Origin of the sequence: Breoghania corrubedonensis, from assembly GCF_003053845.1 — a bacterium.
Taxonomy (GTDB): domain Bacteria; phylum Pseudomonadota; class Alphaproteobacteria; order Rhizobiales; family Stappiaceae; genus Breoghania; species Breoghania corrubedonensis.
On record NZ_QAYG01000001.1, the window covers coordinates 300,342 to 324,813 of the forward strand.

At 63.6% G+C, this 24,472-nt stretch carries 20 protein-coding genes and 1 riboswitch; of the genes, 7 read left to right on the top strand and 13 right to left on the bottom strand.

Annotation, left to right across the window (positions count from 1 at the left end; all coding sequences use genetic code 11):
• The first annotated feature begins 112 nt into the window (after nucleotides 1-112).
• On the top strand, nucleotides 113-661 hold the full coding sequence (locus tag C8N35_RS01360; RefSeq protein ID WP_107987833.1) for a 2OG-Fe(II) oxygenase: 549 nt from the start codon (nucleotides 113-115) through the stop codon (nucleotides 659-661).
• 37 nt (nucleotides 662-698) lie between these two features.
• Here the strand turns inward: C8N35_RS01360 and C8N35_RS01365 are convergent, their stop codons facing one another.
• Nucleotides 699-2,900 carry a sensor histidine kinase gene (locus C8N35_RS01365; RefSeq protein WP_170121984.1) on the bottom strand — a complete coding sequence of 734 codons (2,202 nt, stop codon included), beginning with the start codon at nucleotides 2,898-2,900 and terminating at the stop codon, nucleotides 699-701.
• A gap of 188 nt (nucleotides 2,901-3,088) precedes the next feature.
• Nucleotides 3,089-4,537, bottom strand: a complete 1,449-nt coding sequence (locus C8N35_RS01370) for an AMP nucleosidase (RefSeq protein ID WP_107987835.1) — start codon at nucleotides 4,535-4,537, stop codon at nucleotides 3,089-3,091.
• A 206-nt stretch (nucleotides 4,538-4,743) separates the two neighbouring features.
• Between C8N35_RS01370 and C8N35_RS01375 the strand changes: the two genes are divergently transcribed.
• On the top strand, nucleotides 4,744-5,421 hold the full coding sequence (locus tag C8N35_RS01375) for a DNA-3-methyladenine glycosylase I (protein ID WP_107987836.1): 678 nt from the start codon (nucleotides 4,744-4,746) through the stop codon (nucleotides 5,419-5,421).
• Nucleotides 5,422-5,598: 177 nt separating this feature from the next.
• Nucleotides 5,599-6,753: a site-specific DNA-methyltransferase gene (locus tag C8N35_RS01380; RefSeq protein WP_107987837.1), complete on the top strand. Its 1,155-nt coding sequence runs from the start codon at nucleotides 5,599-5,601 to the stop codon at nucleotides 6,751-6,753.
• 200 nt (nucleotides 6,754-6,953) lie between these two features.
• Here the strand turns inward: C8N35_RS01380 and C8N35_RS01385 are convergent, their stop codons facing one another.
• The 6 genes from C8N35_RS01385 to C8N35_RS01410 all read right to left on the bottom strand — a co-directional run bounded on the left by C8N35_RS01385 (nucleotide 6,954) and on the right by C8N35_RS01410 (nucleotide 13,497).
• A complete protein-coding gene (locus C8N35_RS01385) occupies nucleotides 6,954-7,649 on the bottom strand; it encodes a VIT1/CCC1 transporter family protein (RefSeq protein ID WP_107987838.1) in 696 nt (231 codons plus the stop codon).
• A gap of 109 nt (nucleotides 7,650-7,758) precedes the next feature.
• The gene (gcvPB, locus tag C8N35_RS01390) at nucleotides 7,759-9,339 is read right to left on the bottom strand and encodes an aminomethyl-transferring glycine dehydrogenase subunit GcvPB (RefSeq protein ID WP_107987839.1); all 1,581 of its coding nucleotides are present in this window, start codon (nucleotides 9,337-9,339) and stop codon (nucleotides 7,759-7,761) included.
• Nucleotides 9,336-10,685 (bottom strand): aminomethyl-transferring glycine dehydrogenase subunit GcvPA, encoded by a 1,350-nt coding sequence (gene gcvPA, locus C8N35_RS01395; protein WP_107989003.1) that lies wholly within the window; start codon nucleotides 10,683-10,685, stop codon nucleotides 9,336-9,338. The genes gcvPB and gcvPA overlap by 4 nt, the downstream gene beginning before the upstream one ends.
• A 259-nt stretch (nucleotides 10,686-10,944) precedes the next feature.
• A complete protein-coding gene (gene gcvH, locus C8N35_RS01400) occupies nucleotides 10,945-11,316 on the bottom strand; it encodes a glycine cleavage system protein GcvH (RefSeq protein WP_107987840.1) in 372 nt (123 codons plus the stop codon).
• A 28-nt stretch (nucleotides 11,317-11,344) separates the two neighbouring features.
• A complete protein-coding gene (gcvT, locus tag C8N35_RS01405; protein WP_107987841.1) occupies nucleotides 11,345-12,490 on the bottom strand; it encodes a glycine cleavage system aminomethyltransferase GcvT in 1,146 nt (381 codons plus the stop codon).
• Nucleotides 12,491-12,656: 166 nt separating this feature from the next.
• A riboswitch (glycine riboswitch) is annotated at nucleotides 12,657-12,747 on the bottom strand.
• A gap of 132 nt (nucleotides 12,748-12,879) precedes the next feature.
• Nucleotides 12,880-13,497: a hypothetical protein gene (locus C8N35_RS01410; RefSeq protein ID WP_107987842.1), complete on the bottom strand. Its 618-nt coding sequence runs from the start codon at nucleotides 13,495-13,497 to the stop codon at nucleotides 12,880-12,882.
• A gap of 249 nt (nucleotides 13,498-13,746) precedes the next feature.
• Between C8N35_RS01410 and ispH the strand changes: the two genes are divergently transcribed.
• Genes ispH through C8N35_RS01430 form a run of 4 tightly spaced genes read left to right on the top strand, consistent with a single transcriptional unit; the run spans nucleotide 13,747 to nucleotide 17,137 of the window.
• Nucleotides 13,747-14,721 carry a 4-hydroxy-3-methylbut-2-enyl diphosphate reductase gene (gene ispH, locus C8N35_RS01415; protein ID WP_107987843.1) on the top strand — a complete coding sequence of 325 codons (975 nt, stop codon included), beginning with the start codon at nucleotides 13,747-13,749 and terminating at the stop codon, nucleotides 14,719-14,721.
• Between the two features lie 9 nt (nucleotides 14,722-14,730).
• Nucleotides 14,731-15,711: a homoserine kinase gene (locus C8N35_RS01420; protein ID WP_107987844.1), complete on the top strand. Its 981-nt coding sequence runs from the start codon at nucleotides 14,731-14,733 to the stop codon at nucleotides 15,709-15,711.
• Complete coding sequence (rnhA, locus tag C8N35_RS01425) at nucleotides 15,708-16,187, top strand: ribonuclease HI (RefSeq protein WP_107987845.1); 480 nt, start codon at nucleotides 15,708-15,710, stop codon at nucleotides 16,185-16,187. The genes C8N35_RS01420 and rnhA overlap by 4 nt, the downstream gene beginning before the upstream one ends.
• Complete coding sequence (locus C8N35_RS01430) at nucleotides 16,184-17,137, top strand: diacylglycerol/lipid kinase family protein (RefSeq protein WP_210203354.1); 954 nt, start codon at nucleotides 16,184-16,186, stop codon at nucleotides 17,135-17,137. Before rnhA ends, C8N35_RS01430 begins: the two co-directional genes overlap by 4 nt.
• A 14-nt stretch (nucleotides 17,138-17,151) precedes the next feature.
• Here the strand turns inward: C8N35_RS01430 and C8N35_RS01435 are convergent, their stop codons facing one another.
• From C8N35_RS01435 to C8N35_RS01455, 5 genes are all read right to left on the bottom strand, one after another.
• A complete protein-coding gene (locus C8N35_RS01435) occupies nucleotides 17,152-20,067 on the bottom strand; it encodes an EAL domain-containing protein (protein ID WP_107987847.1) in 2,916 nt (971 codons plus the stop codon).
• 31 nt (nucleotides 20,068-20,098) lie between these two features.
• On the bottom strand, nucleotides 20,099-20,743 hold the full coding sequence (locus tag C8N35_RS01440) for a GNAT family N-acetyltransferase (protein ID WP_210203355.1): 645 nt from the start codon (nucleotides 20,741-20,743) through the stop codon (nucleotides 20,099-20,101).
• A 30-nt stretch (nucleotides 20,744-20,773) separates the two neighbouring features.
• Nucleotides 20,774-22,105 (bottom strand): M16 family metallopeptidase, encoded by a 1,332-nt coding sequence (locus tag C8N35_RS01445; protein WP_107987848.1) that lies wholly within the window; start codon nucleotides 22,103-22,105, stop codon nucleotides 20,774-20,776.
• Between the two features lie 4 nt (nucleotides 22,106-22,109).
• Nucleotides 22,110-23,516, bottom strand: a complete 1,407-nt coding sequence (gene thrC, locus C8N35_RS01450) for a threonine synthase (protein WP_107987849.1) — start codon at nucleotides 23,514-23,516, stop codon at nucleotides 22,110-22,112.
• A gap of 259 nt (nucleotides 23,517-23,775) precedes the next feature.
• Nucleotides 23,776-24,387, bottom strand: a complete 612-nt coding sequence (locus C8N35_RS01455) for a YqgE/AlgH family protein (protein ID WP_107987850.1) — start codon at nucleotides 24,385-24,387, stop codon at nucleotides 23,776-23,778.
• Nucleotides 24,388-24,472 lie beyond the last annotated feature (85 nt).

The window sequence follows — 24,472 nt, forward strand, 5'->3', positions numbered from 1 at the left end:
CCGACCGCCCGGAAAACCGCGCATCCGCGAGACGTTTCGACCGAATCCTGTTGCTTTTTGCACGGTAATGAACGACACGCGTGCACCTTCAGCCGTTGCGGAGACTTCGGCCATGTTCACGCATTCGATTTCAGGGCTTTTTTCTTCCAGCGAAGCACAGGAAGTCATCCGGCTTTCCCAGCGCGCGCAGGCCGCCTCCGGCGGACTTGTCGGGGGACTTCATCACCACAACATCCGCCGCGCCACGATAGCCTGGCTTGATGACGGCGCGGATGCCGCCTGGGTCATGACGCGGATCGTCGAGGGGGTCGCACGGGCTAACCGCGACTGCTTCGGTTTCGATATCGCCGAGTTCAAGGAAAGATTGCAGGTCGCAACCTACGACGAGAGCGATACCGGCCACTACGACTGGCATTCGGATATCGGCGAGGGCCCCCTCGCCCGCCACCGCAAGCTCACCATCGTTGTGCAACTGAGCGAGGGCGAAGGCTACGAGGGTGGCGCGTTGGAAATCAATCTGGGCGGGACCATGCTGAGCGCGGCACGCGAAGCGGGCGAAGCGATGCTATTTGCATCTTTCATGCTGCACCGGGTCACTCCGGTCACAAGGGGACGCCGCTATTCGCTGACCTGCTGGAGCCACGGACCACAATTCCGCTAAGGACACGCCTGCGGCGACCCGAGACAGATGCCCGATATCAAGGCCAGGTCTCTTTCGACGGACCTTTCCCGTTGCCGATCTCGAGGACGGGGCAATAGACATGCACCGTGGTGCCCCGCCCCTCCTCCGTTTCGATGATGACATGGCCGCCATTGGCATGGGCACGGTTTCTCACGCGGGAGAGACCGATGCCCAGGGTCTCGCCGACCAGCTTCGATGACTGCTTGGTGGAATAGAACGGATCGAAGGCGTGCTTCAGCTCCGAAGCCGTCATGCCGCGTCCGGTGTCGCTCACTGAAATGTCGACGAAGGTTCCGTTGAGAAGCTCGCCGCAGGTCGAGCAATAGGCGTCTCCGTCCAGCACAAGCCGTTTTGCGCTCAGCAGAATTTCGCCCCCGCCGCTGATCGCATCGCGGGCGTTGCTGATCAGTTCGCTCAGTATCAGCGCCAGATCGTCAAACTCGACCCCCACCTCGTCCATGCCGGTCTCCAGGTCAATCGACAACGCGATATCCCCGGGCAAGGTCGTTCGTTCGATATTCAGGAGGCCACGCACGACCGGCCCCACGGCCAGAACGCCTTGCGAAAGCTGGGAGCCAAGCGACATGGCCGAGATTTTTCCCAGCACGTCGCGCAACCGGTTGGCGCCGCTCAGCACCTTTTCGATATCCGCGCGTATCCCCGACTGTGCGTTCTCCTCGGCGGTATCGGCGGCCAACTCGGCGTAGTTTATGATCGGACCGAGCAAGTTGTTGAAGTGATGCGACAATTGGGCGGAGAGCTGATCGACGAGACGCATCTCGCGCTCCTGCCGTTCATGTTCGTCCGAGACATCGCGGCCGACGGAGACAAGATGCGTAAGCCGCCCCGCCTTGTCGGTCAGTGCAGAGACGTTCTTGCTCTCATAGAACAGAGTGCCGTCCTTGCGCCGGTTGATCCAGAGAGCCCGGACGTGCTGTCGGGTACGGGCGCGTTGCCAGACGGAGGCGTAGAAGCCCTCACTCTGTTCGTCCGATTGAAACAGACGCGGAGTTCTGCCGATAATCTCCGCGCGCGAATAGCCGGTCTTGCGTTCAACTGCGGGATTGGCGAACTGGATGGCCGTGTCCGGCGTGGTCACGAAAACCAGTTCGTCACTCTGTTCGATCACCCGGGCATAGATGCTCGCCCGCAGCTTGTCGCGTTCCGTGCGGCCCCGCCATCCCCCCCACAAGAACGCGACGGGAACGAGGGCGACAAGAAAAACGGCGATGACCACGCTCATGATCTCCAACCGCGCTCTTGAATTCGCATAGAGCTGCTCTTGGCGCACGACCGTCAGCAGGATCCAATACGGCTCCTCACTGACGATATTGCGTTCTATGTCATCGACCAGCCCCGGCGATGCACCGTGACTGTTGAGAAAAATCCGGTTGAACGCGAACTGACCGGCCGGCACCTCAAGTATTCCGCCAATGGGCCTGTCCAATAGCTTACCAAGCCCATCGACATTCGAAATCGTGGTGTTGCGGGAAAGCTGGAACCCCCAGCTCAGTGAAGGATCCTCGTTATAGAGCCAGTAGCCTTGCGGGTTGACGAGCCAGTAGCCGAGATCCGAATTGCGGTCGCGATGCGCAAGAAGTTGAAGGATTTTTTCGCCGTCGAGATTGAGAACAAGCAGGCCGAGTTTCTTTCCGCTCGGCCCGAACACCACCTGCGCAAGACGCATGGTGGGGCGGTGTGGGGTCTCTATCCTGCCGTTCTCGATATTGAGATCGAAACGGGAAAGGTAAACGTCACCCGCAGACAGTTGGATGCCTTTCGTGAAATAGGGCCGATGCGCCTTGTCTTGCAGTTCATCGGCGGGCACGATCCGCGTCTCCGCGTCGCGATGGTTGACCCGCAAACGTTCCATGCCGTCGGGACCGAGCAGGCGAATCTGATCGTAGATCCCCCGGTGACGGGCAAACCGCGCAAAGTCGAAGGCCAGTTCGCCGTTCGGCTGCCATCCGCCAGGATCATAGGCAGCCTGCTCCGCCAGCAGCGACAGGTCGTTCGCGGCCTCGCGCACCGGCGTGAGAAGCGCATCGCTCGCGATGCGAAGCGATGACATCTGCCGGGCCGCCCATTGACCTCGCTCCGTATAGGAATCGGCCCAGTGCAGGACGATCAATACGAGCAGGATCGGTATCGCAATGATGAGATAGAAGGAAACAGCCGCGGCGAGCGTTTCCTTCCACGATAGGTCCGATGGTTTCATCGTGCCCGCCTCGCATGATTCCTCAACGGAGCAGCCAAGCCGGGCCAGCCGCATACCTCACCGAGATTACTAGCTAAGCGCATACTTTGCGTAAATGAATCCACGTACACGTATCAATACATAGATATATTCGCCGTGCGAAAAGCCCGGGGAGGTTTCCAAGCCGCTTCAGTCAACGCGCAGGCGCGCTATTGAAACGCCGTTTCCGCAAAGCTGCGCAACTTGCGCGAATGCAGGCGCTCCTTCGGCATGGCGCGCAACTTCTCCATAGCGCGAATCCCGATCTCGAGATGCTGGGCGACCTGACGCTTGTAGAATTCGGTTGCCATGCCGGGCAGCTTCAACTCGCCGTGCAACGGCTTGTCGGAGACGCACAGCAGCGTGCCGTAGGGCACCCGGAAGCGAAAACCGTTGGCCGCGATTGTGGCCGATTCCATGTCCAGCGCAATGGCGCGCGACTGCGAGAAGCGGCGCACCGGTTCGCGGTAATCCCTGAGCTCCCAGTTCCGGTTGTCGATGGAGGCAACCGTTCCCGTGCGCATCACCCGCTTGAGCTCGTATCCTTCAAGACCTGTCACCTCGGCGACGGCCTCTTCGACCGCGACCTGCACCTCCGCCAGCGGCGGGATGGGCACCCAGGTCGGCAGATCGTCGTCGAGAACGTGGTCTTCGCGCACATATCCGTGCGCCAGCACGTAGTCGCCGAGTTTCTGCGTGTTCCGCAAGCCGGCGCAATGGCCCAGCATCAGCCAGGCATGGGGCCTGAGCACGGCAATGTGGTCGGTGATGGTCTTGGCGTTGGACGGCCCCACACCGATATTGACCATGGTGATGCCGCGACCGTTCGCTGCGGTGAGATGATAGGCGGGCATTTGGGGCAGACGGGCGAGCGCGGTACCCGACGACGGTTCACTCTCTCCGCGCAGCGTCATCAGATTGCCCGGCTCCACGAAACTCTCGTAATCGTTCGCACCATCGTTCAGCAGCGCCCGTGCCGTGTTGCAAAATTCATCGATATAGAACTGGTAATTGGTGAAGAGCACGTAGTTCTGGAAATATTCGACACCAGTGGCGGTGTAGTGCTGCAGGCGTTGCAACGAATAGTCGATGCGTGGCGCGGTGAAGGGCGCGAGCGGATGCACACCACCGATCGGCACCTCGTGGGTTCCGTTCGCGATGGCATCGTCCATGATGGCAAGGTCGGGAACGTCGAAGATGTCGGCGAGCGGCCGGTCGAGGTCGAGCGCATGAACCCCGTCGACGTTGGTCCCGTCGATGAAGGCGAAATGAAGCGGAATGGGCGTGTCCGATTCCCCCACCTCCACGGGAACATCATGGTTGCGAATCAGCAGGTCGATCTGCTCCTCCAGATAGGAGGCGAACAGATCGGGCCGCGTCACTGTAATGCCGTGGCGGCCAGGTCCGGGAACGAAACCATAGGACAGGCGCTGATCGAGGCGAGCGTGGCTCAAGGTTGTGATGCGAACTTCGGGATAGCAGGCGCGCACGGGCATCTGCGGCACGCGGCCGCCGGCAAGTCCGGCGAAGCGCTCTCGCAGAAAAGCCGTGTTTCTGTCAAATATCTGCTGCAGGCGTTCGACGGCGGCGCGGGCGTCGCGGAACGCTTCGAAAGGCATTGCCGGAGGCCGCTCGGTTTGCGACGAAACGGCCTGAGGGGGCTGGGTCCAAGGATCAACCACTATTAAAACTCCGGCTATGTTGTTTGCTAGGCAAGGTCGTTTGCGCCAGACGCCAGGTCAAGCGCTCGTCAGAGTTTCCCTCGCCATGCTCGTCCGAGCACTCGTTCCCGACCGGGACCGCGCAATCTCAATTGAGGAGTGTCATGCACAGCTTCGACGAGATCTTCGAAATGGCAACGAAACGCCATGGCGACAAGGGCGCCGTGGAAGCGAAGCTTGCGGATCTGACCCCCGTGAGCGCGGACGAGCTCGTCGCACTACCGGACGACCGCTGGCTTTCCATGTTCACGAAGTGTGTATTCCAGGCCGGCTTTTCCTGGAAGGTCATTGATGCGAAGTGGCCGGCCTTCGAGGAAGCGTTCTGGAAGTTCGATCCTCACCGGTGCGCGATGATGTCGGACGACGATCTCGACGCGCTTTTGAGCGACAACCGCATCGTGCGCAATGCGGCCAAGATCATTTCCGTGCGGGACAACGCGGTCATGCTTTGCGACCTAGCGGAGGAACATGGGTCCGCCGCGGACTTTCTCGCGCGTTGGCCGGTCGCCGATCATGTCGGCCTGATCGACCTTCTCAAGCATCGCGGCAGCCGGCTGGGCGGCACGACGGCGCAATACGCGTTGCGCTTCATCGGGCGCGACGGCTTCGTACTGACGTCCTCGGTCATTGCCGCGCTGGTGCGTGAAAAGGTTATCGAACGCGCCGTCTTTTCGCGCCACGCACTGACCTCGGTGCAGGCCGCGTTTAACGGCTGGGTCCGTGAATCGGGCCGCCCAATGATGCAGGTCAGTCGTCTGCTGGCGCTCTCGGTAGAGGAATGAGGCGCGAAGGCACCAATGCGCCCGGATGTGTTACAGGGGCTTAACACTTTAGTCAGGAAGCTTAACTTCCGTTAGCAAATGATTGATTCAACTTAAATTTTTCCTTTCGCCCTTAACACTCGATTTACCTAATCCGGTAACCATGACACTCGTAATTGCGTAAGGTTTTGCGTCGCAATGAGTGTACTGCGTACAGGGGCGTCGGCAACGGCGTCCCGCTACCCCTCTCTCCCCGGCACGGGTTCCGACCTTAAGCCGGACTGGCTCGACACCATCCTCGTCGGCGACTGCGTCGCCGCCCTGGAGAGGTTGCCGAAGCATTCGGTCGACGTCGTCTTCGCGGATCCTCCCTACAATCTGCAGCTTGGCGGCGACCTGCATCGGCCTGATCAGTCGCGGGTGGATGCCTGCGACGATGCCTGGGACCAGTTTGCCAGCTTCGAGGCCTATGACGCGTTCACCCGCGCCTGGCTTCTGGCGATCAAGCGCGTCCTGAAGCCCACGGGCACGCTGTGGGTGATCGGCTCCTATCACAACATTTTCCGCGTCGGCGCCAAGATGCAGGATCTCGGGTTCTGGCTCCTGAACGACGTGGTGTGGCTGAAGTCGAATCCGATGCCGAACTTTCGCGGCAAACGGTTCACCAACGCCCACGAGACGATGATCTGGGCGACGCCGTCCAAGGATACCAAGGGCTACACGTTCAACTACGAGGCGCTGAAGGCGTTCAACGACGACCTCCAGATGCGCTCGGACTGGCACCTGCCGCTATGCACCGGCGGGGAACGGCTGAAGGACGATAACGGCGACAAGGTCCACCCGACCCAGAAGCCGGAAGCGCTGCTCTATCGCGTGCTGCTGTCCTCCACCAATCCCGGCGACGTGGTGCTCGATCCCTTCTTCGGAACGGGCACGACGGGGGCGGTCGCCAAGAAGCTCGGCCGCCATTTCGTCGGCGTGGAGCGCGAGCGCTCCTACATCGAGGCGGCGACCAAGCGTATCGCCGCGATCGAACCGGCCGAGGGGATGGTTCTGGAAACGGTCAAGGGCAAGCGCGCGCAGAAGCGCATTCCCTTTGGTTCGCTGCTGGAAGCCGGGCTGTTGAAGCCGGGGGCGGAGCTGACCTGCTCGCGCGGCAAGCATCGCGCAATCGTGCGGGCCGACGGCTCGCTGGCATCGGGCGACTTCACCGGGTCGATCCACAAGGTCGGTGCGCTCGTCCAGGGTGCGGAAGCCTGCAATGGCTGGACCTACTGGCACTTCACGCGCGGCAGTCTGCTGGAGCCGATCGACACGCTGCGCGAGGAAATCAGATCCAGCATGCCGCGGTAATGAGTAACAGGCATGCTGGCCGTTCGCATCCCCGCGAACATGAACGCCCCTTCGCCCCGCTCGGCGAGGGGGCGTTTATGTTTCCAAAGCACCTCTGACGCCGGCCGAAACCGGCAAAGGCAGCCTCGAAAAGGCCAGATCCCCTTCGTCTCGGGGTGAGGATAGAATACATCCGGATCATCCAACGATGACCGGACCGGTCACATCGTTGCGCCGAAGAGCGCGCCCACACCTGCCGTCAGCGCCATTGCCACCGCCCCCCAGAACGTCACCCGGATCGTCGGCCTCGCAATGGCCGCACCGCCCGCCACGGCCCCCAAGGCGCCGAGGCAGCCCAGAAAGACCAGCGTCGAAGCCATGACGGCAGGAATGACGAATGACTGGGGCGAGAGCAGAACCACGATCAACGGCAGCGCGGCGCCGATGGAAAAGGTCACCGCGGAGGTGAATGCGGCCTGTAGCGGGCGCGCGGTGGTCAAGTCGGAAATGCCCAGCTCATCACGTGCGTGCGCGCCGAGCGCATCGGCCGCCATCAGCTGGCGCGCCACCTCGGCGGCGGTCTCGGGCGAGACGCCACGCCCGACATAGATGTCGGCAAGTTCCTTCAGTTCGAAATCCGGCTGATCGATCAGTTCCTGCCGTTCCTGGGCAAGATCGGCCTTTTCGGTGTCGGACTGGGAGCTGACGGAGACATATTCACCCGCCGCCATGGACATCGCGCCGGCAACAAGACCGGCAGCACCTGCAACCAGAACGTCGCTTATCTGCGATGAGGCGGCAGCGACGCCGACGACGAGGCTCGCGGTCGAGACAAGGCCATCATTGGCACCGAGCACCGCGGCTCTCAACCAGCCGACGCGGTGGGCTCCATGCTTTTCGACGTGTCTGGTGTGCATGTGATCCACTCCCCCAAACGGCGCCGAGGCGAGCGCCGGTCGCAGCGTGTGTAGCCGATCGCGGCGCGCGGAGGGAAGCCCTACTTCCCGCCCACGCGCCGCGACGATGCTATTCGGCTGCCTCCACCGACGCCGGCTCGGGCCGCACCCATTTCAGGATCGGCTTTCGCGCGGCGGCCGTTTCATCCAGACGACGACGCGGGCTGTGATAGGGCGCACCGGTGAAGCGCTCCGTCTCGCCCTTCTTTGCCGACATCACCAGATCGCGCAGCGTGGCGATGAAGAGATCGAGGCTCGCGAGGCTCTCCGATTCCGTCGGCTCGATCAGCAGCGCGCCATGGACGACCAGCGGGAAGTACATGGTCATCGGGTGGTAGCCCTCGTCGATCATCGCCTTGGCGAAATCGAGCGTGGTGACGCCGGTGTCCTTCAGGAATGAGTCGTCGAACAGCACCTCGTGCATGTTCGGCCGGTTGCCGAAGGGCAGGCTCATCAGGTCGGCGAGGCCGACGCGGATGTAGTTGGCGTTCAGCACCGCATCTTCCGACGCCTGCTTCAGGCCGTCGCAGCCGTGGCTCAGCATGAAGGAGAGCGCGCGGATGAACATGCCCATCTGGCCGTGGAAGGCGGTCATGCGGCCGAACGGCGTGTCGCCATGCTCCTTGGCCTCGGCACGCGTTTCAATGAACTCGGCCGTTTCGCCCTCGAAGCGCACGTAGGGGACCGGGGCAAACGGGGCGAGCTTGTCCGACAGCACCACCGGACCGGCACCCGGACCGCCACCGCCGTGCGGGGTGGAGAAGGTCTTGTGCAGGTTGATGTGCATGGCATCGACGCCGAGCTCGCCGGGCTTGGCCTTGCCGACGATGGCGTTGAAGTTGGCGCCGTCGCAGTAGAAGTAGGCGCCGGCCTCGTGCACCGCGTCGGCGATCTCCTTGATGTCGCGCTCGAACAGCCCGCAGGTGTTCGGGTTCGTCAGCATGATCGCGGCGACCTGATCGTCCAGCAGTTCGCGAACTGAGGCCGGATCGACCGTGCCGTCCTCGCGGGCGGGGATCGTCACGACCTTGTAGCCCAGAAGCGCGGCGGTCGCCGGGTTGGTGCCATGGGCGCTCTCGGGCACCAGCACCTTGGAGCGGCTTTCGCCACGGGCCTTCAGCGCGGCCTTGATCGCCATCATGCCGCACAGCTCGCCATGCGCGCCGGCCTTCGGGCTCATGGCGACGGAGGCCATGCCAGTGGTGACCAGCAGCCAGCGGCCCAGCTGCGCGATCAGCTCCACCGCGCCCTTGACCGTGGAAAGCGGCTGCAGCGGATGCACGTCGGCAAAGCCCGGCAGCCGCGCCATCTTCTCGTTGAGCCGCGGGTTGTGCTTCATCGTGCACGAGCCCAGCGGATAGAGCCCCATGTCGATGGCATAGTTCTTCTGGGAAAGCCGCACGTAGTGCCGCATCGCCTCCGGCTCGGAGAGCCCGGGCAGATCAATCGGCGCCTCGCGACGGTGGCTGCCCAGCCGCGGTTTGAAATCGAGCGGCACGTCGATATCGACGCCGGTGACATCGTTGCGGCCGGTCTCGAAGATCAGCGGCTCCTCGATCTGCAACGCCTTGTTGCCGGTGAACGTCTTGTGCTCGGCAACCATTCCCGCCTCGTTTGGCGTGGAGGGGCGACCCTGATTGTTCATGCTCATGCCAGCACCTCCTTCAGCGCGGCAGCGTATGCGGCGCGGTCCTCGTCGGTGTTGATTTCTGTGGCCGCGACGACCAGCAGGTCCTCAACGTCCTTCGACACCGGGTCAATGCGCTTGACCGGAACGCCGGCCATGATGCCCTTGTCGGCGAGCGTGTCGACGATGGCCTCTGCATCCTTGCCCTTCAGTCGAAGCGTGAACTCGTTGAAGAACGTCTCGTTGAGAAGCTCCACGCCGTCGATGCCTTCCAGCATCCCGGCAAGCTTCACGGCCGCCGCGTGGTTGGCCATCGCCAGTTGCTCGAAACCGGTCTGGCCCAGCAGCGTCATGTGGATGGTGAAGGCGAGCTGGCAGAGGCCTGCGTTGGTGCAGATGTTCGACGTCGCCTTTTCGCGGCGGATGTGCTGCTCGCGGGTGGAAAGCGTGAGAACGAAACCGCGCTTGCCGTCGGCGTCCACCGTCTCGCCGCAGAGCCGGCCGGGCATCTGGCGGATGTATTTCTGCCGTGTCGCGAAGAGGCCGACATAGGGGCCGCCGAAGGTCAGCGGATTGCCGAGCGACTGGCCCTCGCCCACCACGATATCCGCTCCTTGCGTGCCGGCCGGCTCGATGAGGCCCAGCGAAACGACTTCGGTGAAGACGGCGATCAGCAGCACGCCGCATTCGTGCGCCTTTTCCGCGATCGGCTTCAGGTCGATCAACTGGCCGAAGAAGGAGGGCGACTGCACGACGACGCAGGAGGTCTCGTTGTCGATGCGGGAGAGAATGTCCTCGGCGCCGGTCGGGTCTGCCGGCAGGATATCGAACGTGTCGTCGGCGAGTTCCGACATGGTGCGGATCACCGCGCGGTAGTGCGGATGCAGACCGCCGGAGATCACCGCCTTGTTGCGCTTCGTCACCCGGTGCGCCATCAGCACCGCTTCCGCCGCCGCCGTCGAGCCGTCGTACATGGAGGCGTTGGCCACATCCATGGCGGTCAGGTTGGCGATCTGCGTCTGGAACTCAAACAGCGCCTGCAGCGTGCCTTGCGTGATTTCCGGCTGATACGGTGTGTAGGAGGTCAGGAATTCGGAGCGCTGGATCAGGTGGTCCACCGTCGCCGGCACATGGTGCTTGTAGGCGCCGCCGCCGATGAAGAAGGGCACGGAAGAGGCCGGCACGTTCTGCGCGGCGAGGCGCGAAAGATGGCGTTCCACCTCCAGCTCGCTCTTGCGGCGCGGCAGGTCCATGGGAGCGGTGAGGCGGGCAGCCTCGGGAATGTCGGCGAACAGATCGTCGATCGAGCCGATCCCGATACGGGCCAGCATGTCGGCACGATCCTGATCGCTCAGGGGAAGATAGCGCATGGTTTCAAGATCCGGTTTGGTTTTGGGCACCACGTGGGCCGCGCACTTTCGACAAAATTGCGGACAGAGCGCTGCGCTTTCATCCTTTTCGATGTCATCCCGGGCTTGACCCGGGACCCAGTAACCGCCGGTCGGGGTTGGTTGGCGCGATTGGCGTCTCCCAACGGACCACACCGTTTACTGGGCCCCGGCTCTCCGCTTCGCTGCGGCCGGGGTGACACTCAAGGTTGCGGCAAGCGCGCGCTTCCGCTGCTCGTCTTTACAGGCTTTCCACGAAAGCCTTGTAGGCGGCCTCGTCCATCAGATCCTCAAGCTCGGCCTTGTCGGAGACCGTCATCTTGACGAACCAGGCAGCCCCTTCCGGGTCCTCGTTGACCTTCGCCGGCGCGTCGACGAGCGCGTCGTTGGCTTCGGTCACATCGCCGGAGATCGGGGCATAGACCTCGGACGCGGCCTTGACCGATTCAACAACCGCCGCCTCGTCGCCCTGCGCCAGCGTCTTGCCGACGTCCGGCAGCTCGACGAAGACAACATCGCCAAGCTGGCTCTGCGCGAAATCGGTGATGCCGATCGTGGCGACGTCGCCCTCGACGGCGACCCATTCATGATCCTTGGAGTAGTAGGTAGTCATTTCGTTCGTCCCTGGGGAGGTGCCGTTATCAGGCAGGTTTGCGGTAGTAGCGGTGTTCAACGAAAGGCATGGAGGAAACGCGGGCCGGCAGTTCGCGGCCGCGCACGATGATCTTCACCGGCGTACCGTCTTCGGCATGGCCGGTTTCGACGTAGCCCATGGCGATGGGGGCGCCCACGGTGGGAGCGAAGCCGCCGGAGGTCAGGACGCCGATCCTTGCGCCATCTGCGGACAGAACTTCCGCGCCCTCGCGTGCCGGTGCGCGGCCTTCGAGGCGGAAGCCGACGCGCTTGCGGACAGCGCCTTCATTGAATTCGGCAAGAATGCGGGCGGCACCGGGGAAGTCGGCAGCCTCGCGGCGGCTCTTCTGCAGCACGAAGGTGATGTCGCTCTCGACCGGCGAGGTCGTCTCGTCGATGTCGTGACCGTAGAGGCACAAGCCCGCCTCAAGCCGCAGGCTGTCGCGCGCGCCAAGGCCGATCGGCTTGACCTCGTCGTGGGAGAGCAGCGCGCGGGCGAGCGCCTCGGCGGCACCGGCGGCAACGGAGACCTCGTAGCCGTCCTCGCCCGTGTAGCCGGACCGCGAGAGCTTCACGTCGATGCCGTCGAAGGCGCCGTCCATGGAGGTCATGAAGCCCATCTCGTCGGCGCCGGGCACGTGGCTGGCCAGCACCTCGGCCGCCTTCGGGCCCTGCAGCGCGATCAGCGCCCGCTCGTCCAGGATTTCCAGACGCACGCCTTCGGGCAAGGCGGCTGCGATCATCGGGAAATCGACATCCTTGCGCGCGGCGTTGACGACAAGGAACAGCCTGCCGTCAAGCTCGGGCTCGGCGGGCCGGGTGACCATCAGATCGTCGACGATGCCGCCCTCGCCGTTCAGCAGCACCGTGTAGCGGATGCGGCCCGGCTTCAGCGTGGCGATCGCGGACGGCACGATTGTCTCGAGCGCCTTCGCGGTGGTTTCATGGTCGGGGCCGATCAGGAAGGCCTGGCCCATGTGGGAAACGTCGAAAAGCCCCGCGCTTTCGCGCGTCCAGGTGTGCTCGGCGAGGATGCCTTCATATTGTACCGGCATATCGTAGCCGGCGAAGGGCACCATGCGGGCACCAAGTTCCACATGAAGATCATGCAACGGGGTATCGAGTAGCTGTCCGCTCGCGGCGGGATCGGCCATGGGCTTACCTTCGGTCCAGAGTCACGGGAGCGATATGGAAAACATCCATCCGCGCCCCCTCTGTCCGAGTACCTGAGAGATTTCCCTGGCAAGCCCCCCTGGGCACGCCTGGTTACTCCTTCGGTGAGCCGTCACGCCTTTTTGCGCGGCCGCTTTCCAGAGTGTCGCTTGCCTTGCGGTCCTTTTGCCTGAGAGTTTCCGGGGCGGTTGCTCCTTCGGCGCCGGGCGAATCGCCCGACCTCTCCCGCTTGGCCATTTCCAATCCACAACCGACTCGCGACCAACTGCCGGTGCAACTTATAATCGAGAGGCGCGACATCAGAGTCAATCGTCAGCCGCGCGAGTCCTCTTCCGATTCACTGCATTCGCGTGCGGTTTACGTGCCCGTTTCAGCGCTTCGCTTCCTTGGTGTCGAAGCCGACATAGACCTTCGTCGCACCTTCGATCGGCACGCGAATATCGTCGATCACGCGCGACCAGCCGGCGGATCCGTCGGATTCGGCGAGCCCAACCTCGACCGGGATGAGCTGGGAGGCGAGAACCTTGTTGTCCGCACCGGTCACGGCGATGCGCACGGGCAGCACGACGGGGCCCTTTGTCGGCGCAGGACCGGCGACGACGCGGCCGGACACCCCGACCTTGATGGCCATCTCGCCATTGCCGACGCGATCGCACTCGCGCGCGTACTTGCGGATCGTGCCCTGGTACTTGAGCCCTTCCGGCTGGTCCTGCTTGCCGCGCTCGTAGACCGCCAGGATGTAGGTGTCGGCCCGAACCTCGATGGGCGGGCAGTAGCTCTGGGCGGCGAAGACGGAGGGATCGACATCCGGCCCGGTGGTGCCGCCACCGGACACGAAGGTCTTGGTGAAGCTGTCGCCGCCACTGGGGCTGGCGGAGCTATCGGATCCACCGGTGAGCTTCGAGATGCTGCCGCACCCGGCCAGCGCCGCCACACAAAGCGCGCCCGTCAGCGCCGCCAGAAATCGTCCGGAGATCCTCAACCGCATCGTACCACTCGTCGAAAGAACCATGACGTAAGCCGGGCCCGGAATTGGAAACCGCGCCCGTTCAAGCCTGCCTCTATATCAGGGGAACAAGACTTTGGCGACAGCCGGGCAACGCATGCACAAAGGATCGACTTGCACGGGCTTTTCCGTGTCCGGCCCACGTCCGGACACGCACAGGGATCGCCAAGCCTTGACAGAGTGGGGGGACGTTCCTCTATTGCCTTTCAAGAAACCCGCGAGGAACCTTCGATGGTCGATCAAGCCGCTGCCAAGCCGAAGCTGACGGTGCTGTTGTGCGCTCCGCGCGGCTTTTGCGCCGGCGTCGACAGGGCTATCCAGATCGTGGAACTGGCGCTGGAGAAATACGGCCCGCCCGTCTACGTGCGTCACGAAATCGTGCACAACAAGTTCGTGGTGGAAAGCCTGCGCGCCAAGGGCGCGGTCTTCGTGGAGGAACTCGACGAGATCCCTGAAGGCGACCGACCGGTGATCTTCTCCGCCCACGGCGTGCCGAAATCGGTGCCGGCGGACGCGAGCGCGCGCAACATGTTCTTTCTCGATGCGACATGCCCGCTCGTTTCCAAGGTCCACAAGGAAGCCCAGCTTCATCACAAGCGCGGCCATGACATCGTGCTGATCGGTCACGCCGGCCATCCGGAGGTGATCGGCACGATGGGCCAGTTGCCCGAAGGCACCGTGAGCCTGATCGAGACGGAAGAGGACGCGCGCGCCTTCCAGCCGAAGGATCCCGACAATCTCGCCTGGATCACCCAGACGACGCTGTCGATCGACGACACAAGCGCCATTGTCGCGATCCTCAAGGAACGCTTCCCCTCCATCCTCGCCCCGCACAAGGACGACATCTGCTACGCCACGACTAACCGCCAGGAAGCGGTGAAGGAAGTGGCGCCGCGCGCCGATGCGATGATCGTGGTCGGGGCGCCGAATTCGTCGAATTCGCAGCGTCTGCGGGAAGTCGCGGAGCGCGCAGGTTGTCCCCATTCGGCCCTCGTCCAGCGTGCCAGCGAAATCGACTGGCAGGATTTCGAGGGCATTTCCACACTGGCCGTAACCGCAGGCGCCTCCGCGCCGGAGGTGCTGGTGGAGGAAATCATCGAGGCCTTCGCCAACCGCTTCGACGTCACCGTGGAGGTGGTGCGCACGGCGGAGGAGACGATCGCCTTCAACCTTCCCCGCGAACTCCGCGCCACCGCCGCCGAGTGATAAAAATCCATGGCCGTCTATACGGACGTTACCGACGAGGAGCTTCACGCCTTCGTCGCCCAATACGACATCGGTTCCGTTCTCGCCTTCAAGGGCATTGCCGAGGGGGTGGAGAATTCCAACTTCCTGCTGCATACGGAAGCTGGCTACTTCATCCTGACGCTCTATGAGAAGCGGGTGAACCCGGCGGAGCTGCCGTATTTCATCGGGTTGATGGAACATCTGGCGGCAGCCGGCATCTCCTGCCCGACACCGCTCGCCAATCTCGACAGCGAGACGCTGGGAACGCTTGCGGGAAAGCCCGCGGCGATCTGTACGTTTTTGAACGGCATGTCGGTGCGCCGCGCCAAGGCGGTGCATTGCCAGGGGCTCGGCAACGCGATGGCGGAAATGCATCTGGCAGGTGCCGATTTCACCATGCACCGCAAGAACGCGCTGACAGTCGACGGCTGGCGACCATTGTTCGACCTTTCGCAGGATCGCGCCGACGAGGTCTGCCACGGGCTGGCGGCGGAGATCGAACGCGAACTCACGGTGCTGGAGGAACGTTGGCCGCGCGATCTGCCGGTCGGCGAAATCCACGCGGACCTGTTCACCGACAACGTGTTCTTCCTTGGCGAGGAACTGTCCGGCATCATTGATTTCTATTTCGCCTGCACCGACGCCTTCGCCTACGACGTGGCGATCTGCCTGAACGCCTGGTGCTTCGAGGCCGACGACTCGTTCAACGTCACGAAGGCGCGTGCGCTGCTCAAGGGATATTCCAGCGTTCGCCCGTTCACGGCGGCCGAATTCGAAGCCCTGCCCCTCCTGGCGCGCGGCTCCGCCCTGCGCTTTCTTCTCACCCGCCTCTATGACTGGCTGAGCGTGCCCGAAGGGGCGCTCGTCACCCCGAAGGATCCGATGGAATACCTGAAAAAGCTGCGTTTCCACCGCCACGTGACGAGCGCGCGCGACTATGGCCTCGCTCTGGGAGACGTCGTGGCATGAGCGATCGGGTACAGATCTATACCGACGGCGCTTGTTCCGGCAATCCGGGCCCCGGCGGCTGGGGTGCGGTGTTGCGGTTTGGCGATCATGAGCGCGAACTGAATGGCGGCGAGGCAGACACCACCAACAACCGCATGGAACTGATGGCCGCGATCGAGGCGCTCAACGCGCTGAAGCGGTCCTGCGCGGTCGATCTCTTCACCGATTCCGTCTATGTGCGCGACGGCATCAGCAAGTGGCTGTTCGGGTGGAAGAAGAACGGCTGGAAGACGGCTTCCAAGAAACCGGTGAAGAACGCCGAACTGTGGCAGGCGCTGGACGAGGCGCGGCGGCGGCACGATGTGGAATGGCACTGGCTGAAGGGCCACGCAGGCCACCCGGAAAACGAACGCGCGGACGAACTGGCACGCACCGGCATGGCACCCTACAAGGCGCGCCGGGGCCGACCGCGCCCGCCGGGAGACACCTCTGCATGAGGAACGGTCCGTCCCCCGTTTCGATGCCGACCGCCGGGGCCGACCGGACGGAGCACCGGCACGACGAAGAAGCCCACACGGCAGGGCACACGCTCATTCTTGCCAACCCGACCTCGGGCGGCTTCGATGCGAAGGCTCTTCGGCGCATAGCCGCGCGCTTGCGCGATGCGGGCCGCACGGTTGAGCTGCGACTGACGACCCATGCCGGCGAGATCGGCGAGATCTGTTCCGATCCGCAGCTTGCGGTGGACGTGCTCGTGATCGCCGGCGGTGACGGGTCCATCAACGAGGCGCTGACGGGGTTCCAGTCGATCCTCGCGCCACCCGCTCTCGCCGTCGTGCCATGCGGCACGGCAAACGTGCTCGCCCAGGAGCTTGGGCTGCCGTCCAGGCCGGACAGGATCGCCGACATGATCCTTAGGCGGCGAACGAAAAATCTCCATTATGGGCTGGCCGATGGCCGGCCCTTTCTGCTTATGGTGTCGGCCGGGTTCGATGCTCTGGTGGTTCATACCGTGCCGCTCACGTTGAAGCGCCGGCTGGGAAAACTGGCCTATGTGATCACCGCTTTCAAGCAGGCGACACGCCCTCGCCACAGCGATCTGGTGGTGGAGGCTGATGGAGAGCAGATCACCTGCCGACTTGCCGTGATCACCAAGGCCGCCCATTACGGTGGCCCTTTCGTCATCTGCGGCAAGGCGAATGTGAGCGAACCCGGACTTTATCTCGTTGCCTTGACGAACGACCGGATTCCATCGCTGGTTCGCGCCGGCGTCGCCCTCCTGAGAGGGCGAATGGAAAGATGCAGGGACGTCGTCATCCGGCCGCTGACTCGTGCCACGGTCACGTCGGCCGCCCCCGTCGCGGCGCAGATCGACGGCGACCCCTTCGGCATCACGCCACTCACCATCGAACAGGGTCCGCGTTCGCTGACGATGATCGTGCCCTGAAATCGGCCCGTACGTCAGCCCTGCATCCGGGAGAGCTGGTTGCTCAGCATCCGGGTGGCGTCCTCGGCCGGCATGGGCTGGCCATAGAGGAAGCCTTGCGCGTATTCGCAGCCCATCTGCAGCAACTCCAGCGCATCGGACTCCGTCTCCGCCCCTTCCGCGACCACGTCCATACCGAGGTCGTGGGCGAGCGTCACAATCGAGCGCAGGATGACCGGACGGGCCCCATTGTGGTTCTTCTGGTCGTTGCGCACGAAGGACTGGTCGACCTTGATCGTGTCGAAGGGAAAGCGCTGCAGGTAGCTCAGGCTGGAATACCCCGTGCCGAAATCGTCAAGCGACAGGCCGGCGCCGAAAGAACGAAGGCGCTCCAGCACCTTGGCGGAATATTCAGGGTTTTCCATCACCAGCGACTCGGTGATCTCCAGCTTCAGCGTGCCGGGCGTCAGCGCCGAGCGCGACATCACCGCCTTCACGTCATTGATGAGATCGTGGCGCAGAAGCTGGCGGGAGGAGACGTTGACCGAGGTGAACAGGCGGTAGTTGTCGTGGTGTTGTTGCTGCCAGTAGGCAAGCTGACGGGCGGCACGCTCCAGCACGTAAATGCCGAGCTCGTTGATGAGGCCGGATTCCTCCGCCAGCGGAATGAACTCATGCGGCCCGAGCCAGCCCTGCTTGGGATGCTGCCAGCGTACCAGCGCCTCGAAACCGGCAATGGCGCGGTCGCTCAGGCGAATGATCGGCTGGTAGAGAATGCGTAGCTCGCCGTTGCTGATCGCCGACTTCAGATCGTTTTCCAGAACCACCCGGTCGCCGGTCACAGTCTTCAGTGTCGGGCGGTAGGCCTCGATGCGATCGCCGCCGAGCATCTTCGCCTGGTACATGGCGATCTCGGCATCGCGCACAACTTCGGCAGCGGTGGTGTTGGCCTCGTCACCGATGGCAAGGCCGATGGATCCGGTCAGGTAGATCTCGTGCTCGCCGAATGTGAGCGGCGCGCGCACCGTACGGCGCAACGCCTCGCCAAGGCCGGCGATGCGGTCTGCCTGCTGCTCAGACAAGAGCACGATGCCGAACTGGTCGCCCGCCAGCCGGCAAAGCGAATCCTGCGGCTTGATCTGACGGGCGAGCCGCCGCGCCATGGTCAGCAGGATCGAGTCCCCGACCGAGATGCCCTGATTGTCGTTGACCTGCTTGAAACCATCCAGATCGAGCACGATCGCGGTGGGCCGACCGGCGCCTTCTGCCCGATAACGGGACATGGCGGCATCGAAACGGTCCAGGAAGATCTGGCGGTTGGGAAGGCCGGTGAGGTTGTCGATGACGGAATCGTGCAGCAGCCGTTCCTCGAAGGTTTTCTGCTCGGTGGCGTCGTGCAGCGTGCCGACGCAGCGCACGACCTCGCCATCGGCGCCCAGAAGCGGGCGCGCGCGCAGAAGGAACCAGCGGAAATGGCCGTCCTCGGAGCGCAAGCGGAAGACCTGCGAGATCCGCCCGCGACGCTGATCGATGATCGCGTCGAGTGTGGCGCGGAAGCGGTCGCGATCCTGCGGATGGATGACGTCGAGCCAGTCGCGCGCAGGACCTTCCAACGTTCCGGGCTTCAATGCCAGCAGCATCTCCAGTTCGCCCGCGGTGTGAATGCGGTCGCGATCGACGTCCCAATCCCAGACCATGTCGCCGGAGCCGGTCAGCGCGAGCGCCCGGCGCTCCACATCGCCGATGGATCCCTGCACGAGGGCGCCGCCGGCAAAGGCATGCTGCATCACGGTGAAGCCGATCAACAGCACGATCAGCACCATGCCGCCATCGAGTGCCGGCTGGACGAGATCATTGGAAAGACCGCCGGTGACGGCAAGCGCAGACCCGCAGAGCCAGGCCAGCAGCAGCACCCAGGTGGGAATAAGCATGATCGCCCGGTCGTAGCCCTGAAAGGCCAGTACCAGCACGACACCGAAACCAAGCAGCCCGATGACGCCCAGCGACAGCCGCGCGATACCGGCCGCGATGGCGGGATCGGCAATGGCGATGCCGAACAGGCCCAGCAACAGCACCAGCGCCGCAATCGCGACATGGCTGTAGTGGATGTGCCATCGGTTGAGATTGAGATAGCCGTAGAGGAACACGATCAGGCTCGCCGCCAGCAGGACTTCTCCGCCGGCACGGTAGAGCTGCTCACCGCCGGCACCCAGGCCGAAAACCCTGTTCCAGAAACCGAAATCGACGCAGAGATAGCCCAGGACCGTCCACGCGAGGGCGGCAGTCGCCGGGAACATGATCGTTCCCTTGATCACCACGATGATGGTGAGGAACAATGCCAGCAGGCCGGAAATGCCAAGCACGATCCCCTTGTAGAGGGTGTAGGCGTTGACGCTGTCCTTGTAGGCCTCCGGTTGCCACAAATAGAGCTGCGGTACGTTCGGCGTGCGCAACTCGGCAACGAAGGTGACGACGGCTCCGGGATCGAGCGTGATGCGAAAGACGTCGGCTTCCGGGCTGGCGATACGCTCGGGAACAATGCCCTGGCTGGGAGAGAGCGAGGCGACACGCGAGCGCCCGAGGTCGGGCCAGATGATGCCGGAGCCGACAAGCCGGTAGTATGGGGAAACCAGCAGCCGGTCGATCTGCTCGTCGGAGGGATTGGACAGCGCGAAGACGATCCAGTCCGTGTTCGAGCCGTCGCGCGAGGTTACCTCAATGCGCCGAACGATGCCGTCCGCGCCCGGGGCGGTGGAAACCTGCAGATTGGGGCCGTGATTGACGTATCGCTCAACAGAGCGCGTCAGATCGATCGCATCGGCATTGGCCGGCACCGATATCGCTTCCACCGCGCGCGCCGGCGTTGCCACGCCAGCCACGCCGACCAGGAGAAGCGCTATCAATACGAGACACAGACGATGCACCGAAAACTCCAGTCGGGAAGCGAACATGGCGGCAAGAAGTACCGACTTGTCTGGGCCATCACAAGCGATGTTTCAGGACGTCCCCAAAGGCCGCCGCCTGGCCATGAGGTCGGACCGGCGGCTCGGGATCCTCAGCCAGCCGCGCAAAGAGAAGATGATCGCGCCATTGCGCATCAATACGCAGGTAGGCGCGCGCATGGCCTTCATGGGTAAAGCCGGTGCGACGTAACAGGGCGATTGAGGCTTCATTGTGGGGCAGGCATGCCGCTTCCACACGATGCAGGCCGAGCTTGCGGAAAACGAAGGCCAGGACGCACTCCACCGCTTCGCTCATGTAGCCATGGCGCGCGTGAGGTTCGCCGATCCAGTAGCCCAGCGCGCAGGATTGGGTGACACCACGCCGCACATTTGAAAGCGTCAGCCCCCCGACGATCTCGCTGGTGTCCTGCCGATAGACAAAGAAGGGATACCCGGTCTCGTTGCGCACCTCGCGTTGATAACGGCGCAGGCGGCGGCGAAAGGCCGCGCGAGTGAGATCATCCGCCGGCCAGGTCGGTTCCCAGGGCTTCAGGAACGCGTAGGAACGCTCGCGCAGCAGGGCCCAGGCGGCATGGTCCGCCATGGTCGGCAGACGCAAGACCAATCGTTCGCAACGCAAAACCGGGCTCGGTTCACTGTAGCCGATCGAGCCCAGCAGAGCCATCGCCAGTCCCCCTTCCCTTCCCGTCCCCGATCAGTGCGGCCGGCCGGCGCCCAGGCCGGCATAGCTGCCCTCTTTGCTGGCTTCGGGCGCCGCCGCGCGCGCGCCGCCGAGACGTTCCGCGATATCGCCGGCCTCCATGAGCTTGCCGACCGGGCCGACCGCCGACAGGGTCGGCACACGGCTTGCGAACGTCTCCGCGGCCACACGGCGGACATCTTCCGCGGTCACGGCATCTATCCGCTCGACGATCTCCGTCGGATCAAGGCACCGCCCATAGACCATCATCTGCCGCGCAATCTGGCCGGCACGCGCCACCGGACTTTCCATCGCCATCATCAAGGACGCGCGGATCTGGGCGCGGGCGCGGGCGACCTCCTCCTCGTCGATCCTTTCGCCCGCCCGGATGAGCTCGCCGAGCAGCACGGGCATCAGTTCTTCGAGATCCTCCTCACCGGAGGCGGCGTGAATGCCGAAAAGACCGGTGTCGGTGAACGCCCAATGGAAGGCGTAGACGGCGTAGCAAAGCCCGCGCGTCTCGCGCACCTCCTGAAAAAGGCGGGACGACATGCCGCCACCGAGAATCGCCGCCAGGATCTGAATGGCGTAATAGTCGGGGTGCTTGTAGGGCTTGCCCTCAAAGGCCAGCAGCAGCTGCGCTTCCATGAGCTCGCGTACGCGCCGGTTTTCCCCGCCGCGATACGAGGCGGCGGGAAAACCCGCGCCCGGGCCTTCGGGGAACCTGCCGAAACACTCCCCGGCAAGCTTGACGATGGCATCGTGATCGACCTTGCCGGCCGCCGACAGGACCATGCTGCCGGCGCGATAGTGCTTGTCGAGATATTCGCGGATGCTGTCGGGGCTGAAGGATCGCACGGTCTGCGGCGTGCCGAGGATCGTGCGCCCGATCGGCTGGCCCGGCCAGGCGGTCTCCTGCATCAGGTCGAAGGCCCAGTCTTCCGGCGAATCCTGTGCGCCGCCGATCTCCTGCAGGATGACGTGCTGTTCGCGCTTCAGTTCCAGCGGGTCGAACATCGAATTGCCGAGAATGTCGGACAGAAGATCGACCGCGAGCGGTACGTCGTCGGCCAGAACGCGGGCATAATAGGCCGTATTCTCGACACTGGTCGAGGCATTGAGCTCACCGCCCACCGCCTCGATCTGCTCCGCGATCTCGCGGGCGGAACGCCGTTTTGTTCCCTTGAAGGCCATGTGTTCCAGAAGGTGCGTCAGGCCATGCTGCGTTTCGGTCTCGTTGCGCGACCCTACCCTGACCCACACCCCAAGCGCTGCCGTTTCCAGATGCGGCATGTGATCGGTGACAATGGTCAGGCCGTTGTCGAGGCGGCTGATGCGGACATCCATGGCTTCAGGCCTCCGCCGCGAGGGCGCGTGCGCGCGTTTCGATGAGATTTTCAACCGCCGAGATATCGTTCGCCACCACCTCGAAGCGCTCCTTGCGTTGCATCAGGTCCGAAAGCCAGTCCGGCAGGGCGGGCGTTACACCGCTCGCCGCCTTGACGGCATCGGGGAACTTCGCCGGATGGGCGGTCGACAGCACGATCATCGGCGTTTGCGAAGCCCCCTGTTCTTGCGCGACCGACAGCCCCACAGCCGTATGCGGGTCGGCCAGATAGCCTGCCTCGCGCCAGGTGCGCGCGATGGTCTGCGCGACCGCAGCCTCGTCGGCCCGGCCGGCGGCGAAGACCTCGCGGATCGCGGACAGACTTTCTGGCGGAAGGCCAAAAGCTCCGGACTGGGAAAGCCCGTCCATCTGTCGCTTGACCGCCTCCGCATCCCGGCCGGCGACCTCGAAGAGTAGCCGCTCGAAATTCGAGGAAACCTGAATATCCATAGAGGGCGAGGTGGTCGCGGTCACGCCGCGCGTCTCGTAGCGCCCGGTTTCGAGCGTCCGCGTCAGGATGTCGTTGATGTTGGTGGCCACCACCAGCTTCTCGACCGGCAGGCCCATTTGGGCCGCGACGTAGCCCGCGAAGATATCGCCGAAATTGCCCGTCGGTACGGTGAAGGACACCGGGCGGTGCGGCGCGCCCACGGCAACACCGGCCACGAAGTAGTACACCACCTGCGCGACGATGCGGGCCCAGTTGATGGAGTTGACGCCGGCAAGGCCCACCTTGTCGCGGAAAGTGAAGTGGTTGAACATTCCCTTCAGCATCGCCTGGCAATCGTCGAAATTGCCCTTGAGCGCCAGCGCGTGGACGTTCGCCTCGCTCGCGGTCGTCATCTGCCGGCGCTGCACATCGGAAACGCGACCGTCGGGGAAAAGAATGAAGATGTCGGTGCGTTCGCGTCCGCGGAAGGCCTCTATCGCGGCCCCGCCCGTATCGCCCGAGGTGGCGCCGACGATGGTGGCGCGCTGGTCGCGTTCGGCAAGCACGTGATCCATCAGCCTGCCGAGAAGCTGCATCGCCACATCCTTGAAGGCGAGCGTCGGCCCATGGAACAGCTCCAGCACGAACCGGTTGTCGGCGACCTGGACGAGCGGGGTGACGGCGGGATGGCGGAAGGCGGAGTAGGTTTCGCGCAGCATTCCGGCAAGCACGTCGTCGGGCATGGTATCGCCGGTAAAGGGCCGAATCACTTCGAAGGCGACTTCGTGATAGGGCTTGCCGGCGAAGCCTGCGATGGTCTCGCGGCTCAGCTGCGGCCATTCGGCCGGTACATAAAGTCCGCCGTCGCGGGCGAGGCCGCTCAACAGGACGTCGGCAAATTCGAGTTCGGGCGCGCTGCCGCGCGTGCTCACATATTTCAAGCCGGTTTCCTTCCCTGACGCGGATCCGTGCGGGGAACCCGTGTCCGGTTTCAGTGTTCCTGGCCGGGCGTTTGTCGTCCGACCCAAAATAACCGAGGCGCGCGCAGCCGACGATTTGACTCCTGTGCCGGCGCAGCGTTCAAACGGACAGGTCGCATTGCGCAGACCCTAGAACAGCCCGCTGCATACGAAAACCGAATTCGTTCGAAAAATGGCGGCTAAACCGTTAACCCCCCAAACAAATGACGATGCAAACCGCTCAGGCGTGGCCCGCGTCACTCGACAGCATGCCGGGTGATATTCCGAGCCGGCCGAGCGCTTCGTCGTACTTGCCTTCAAGGCTGCCGCCGAAGACCAGAGCATCGTCGGCAGGGCACGTCAGCCAGCCATTGGCCTGGATCTCGGTTTCAAGCTGACCCGCCCCCCAGCCGGCATAGCCCAGCGCCAGAAGCGCATTCTCCGGGCCGCTGCCATCTGCAATCGCCTTGAGAATCTCCAGCGTGGCGGTCAGGCAGATGCCCTTCTCGATCGCCAGCGTCGAGTTCCGGACGAAGTAGTCGGCGGAATGCAACACGAAGCCGCGACCGGCTTCCACCGGGCCACCACGATGCACCGGCATCGTTTCCACCGCCTCGGGCAGGCGGATGGGGTCTTCGTCGCCGATAATACCGAGCTGGGAAAGCAATTCGGGAAAGGAGAGATTGCCAATGAGCTTGTTCAAGATGAGCCCCATGGCACCTTCGGCCGAATGGGCGCACAGATAGATCACCGTGCGCTCGAAACGATCATCCATCATTCCCGGCATCGCAATCAGGATCTGGCCGTCCAGGTAGTTTCCCACCGGTTCAAGGGGTCCCGTATCCAATGCCATCTGCACCTTCCTCACTACACCCGCATTCCCCACGGGCCCTATGGACAAGTCTAGCCGCTGCAACGCGATTTGTTAACGCCGGAGC

Coding starts and splice junctions, on each gene's coding strand:
- C8N35_RS01360 (WP_107987833.1), top strand. CDS start 113: ATGTTCACGCATTCGATTTCAGGGCTTTTTTCTTCCAGCGAAGCACAG.
- C8N35_RS01365 (WP_170121984.1), bottom strand. CDS start 2,900: ATGAAACCATCGGACCTATCGTGGAAGGAAACGCTCGCCGCGGCTGTT.
- C8N35_RS01370 (WP_107987835.1), bottom strand. CDS start 4,537: ATGCCTTTCGAAGCGTTCCGCGACGCCCGCGCCGCCGTCGAACGCCTG.
- C8N35_RS01375 (WP_107987836.1), top strand. CDS start 4,744: ATGCACAGCTTCGACGAGATCTTCGAAATGGCAACGAAACGCCATGGC.
- C8N35_RS01380 (WP_107987837.1), top strand. CDS start 5,599: ATGAGTGTACTGCGTACAGGGGCGTCGGCAACGGCGTCCCGCTACCCC.
- C8N35_RS01385 (WP_107987838.1), bottom strand. CDS start 7,649: ATGCACACCAGACACGTCGAAAAGCATGGAGCCCACCGCGTCGGCTGG.
- gcvPB (WP_107987839.1), bottom strand. CDS start 9,339: ATGAGCATGAACAATCAGGGTCGCCCCTCCACGCCAAACGAGGCGGGA.
- gcvPA (WP_107989003.1), bottom strand. CDS start 10,685: ATGCGCTATCTTCCCCTGAGCGATCAGGATCGTGCCGACATGCTGGCC.
- gcvH (WP_107987840.1), bottom strand. CDS start 11,316: ATGACTACCTACTACTCCAAGGATCATGAATGGGTCGCCGTCGAGGGC.
- gcvT (WP_107987841.1), bottom strand. CDS start 12,490: ATGGCCGATCCCGCCGCGAGCGGACAGCTACTCGATACCCCGTTGCAT.
- C8N35_RS01410 (WP_107987842.1), bottom strand. CDS start 13,497: ATGCGGTTGAGGATCTCCGGACGATTTCTGGCGGCGCTGACGGGCGCG.
- ispH (WP_107987843.1), top strand. CDS start 13,747: ATGGTCGATCAAGCCGCTGCCAAGCCGAAGCTGACGGTGCTGTTGTGC.
- C8N35_RS01420 (WP_107987844.1), top strand. CDS start 14,731: ATGGCCGTCTATACGGACGTTACCGACGAGGAGCTTCACGCCTTCGTC.
- rnhA (WP_107987845.1), top strand. CDS start 15,708: ATGAGCGATCGGGTACAGATCTATACCGACGGCGCTTGTTCCGGCAAT.
- C8N35_RS01430 (WP_210203354.1), top strand. CDS start 16,184: ATGAGGAACGGTCCGTCCCCCGTTTCGATGCCGACCGCCGGGGCCGAC.
- C8N35_RS01435 (WP_107987847.1), bottom strand. CDS start 20,067: ATGTTCGCTTCCCGACTGGAGTTTTCGGTGCATCGTCTGTGTCTCGTA.
- C8N35_RS01440 (WP_210203355.1), bottom strand. CDS start 20,743: ATGGCTCTGCTGGGCTCGATCGGCTACAGTGAACCGAGCCCGGTTTTG.
- C8N35_RS01445 (WP_107987848.1), bottom strand. CDS start 22,105: ATGGATGTCCGCATCAGCCGCCTCGACAACGGCCTGACCATTGTCACC.
- C8N35_RS01455 (WP_107987850.1), bottom strand. CDS start 24,387: ATGGCATTGGATACGGGACCCCTTGAACCGGTGGGAAACTACCTGGAC.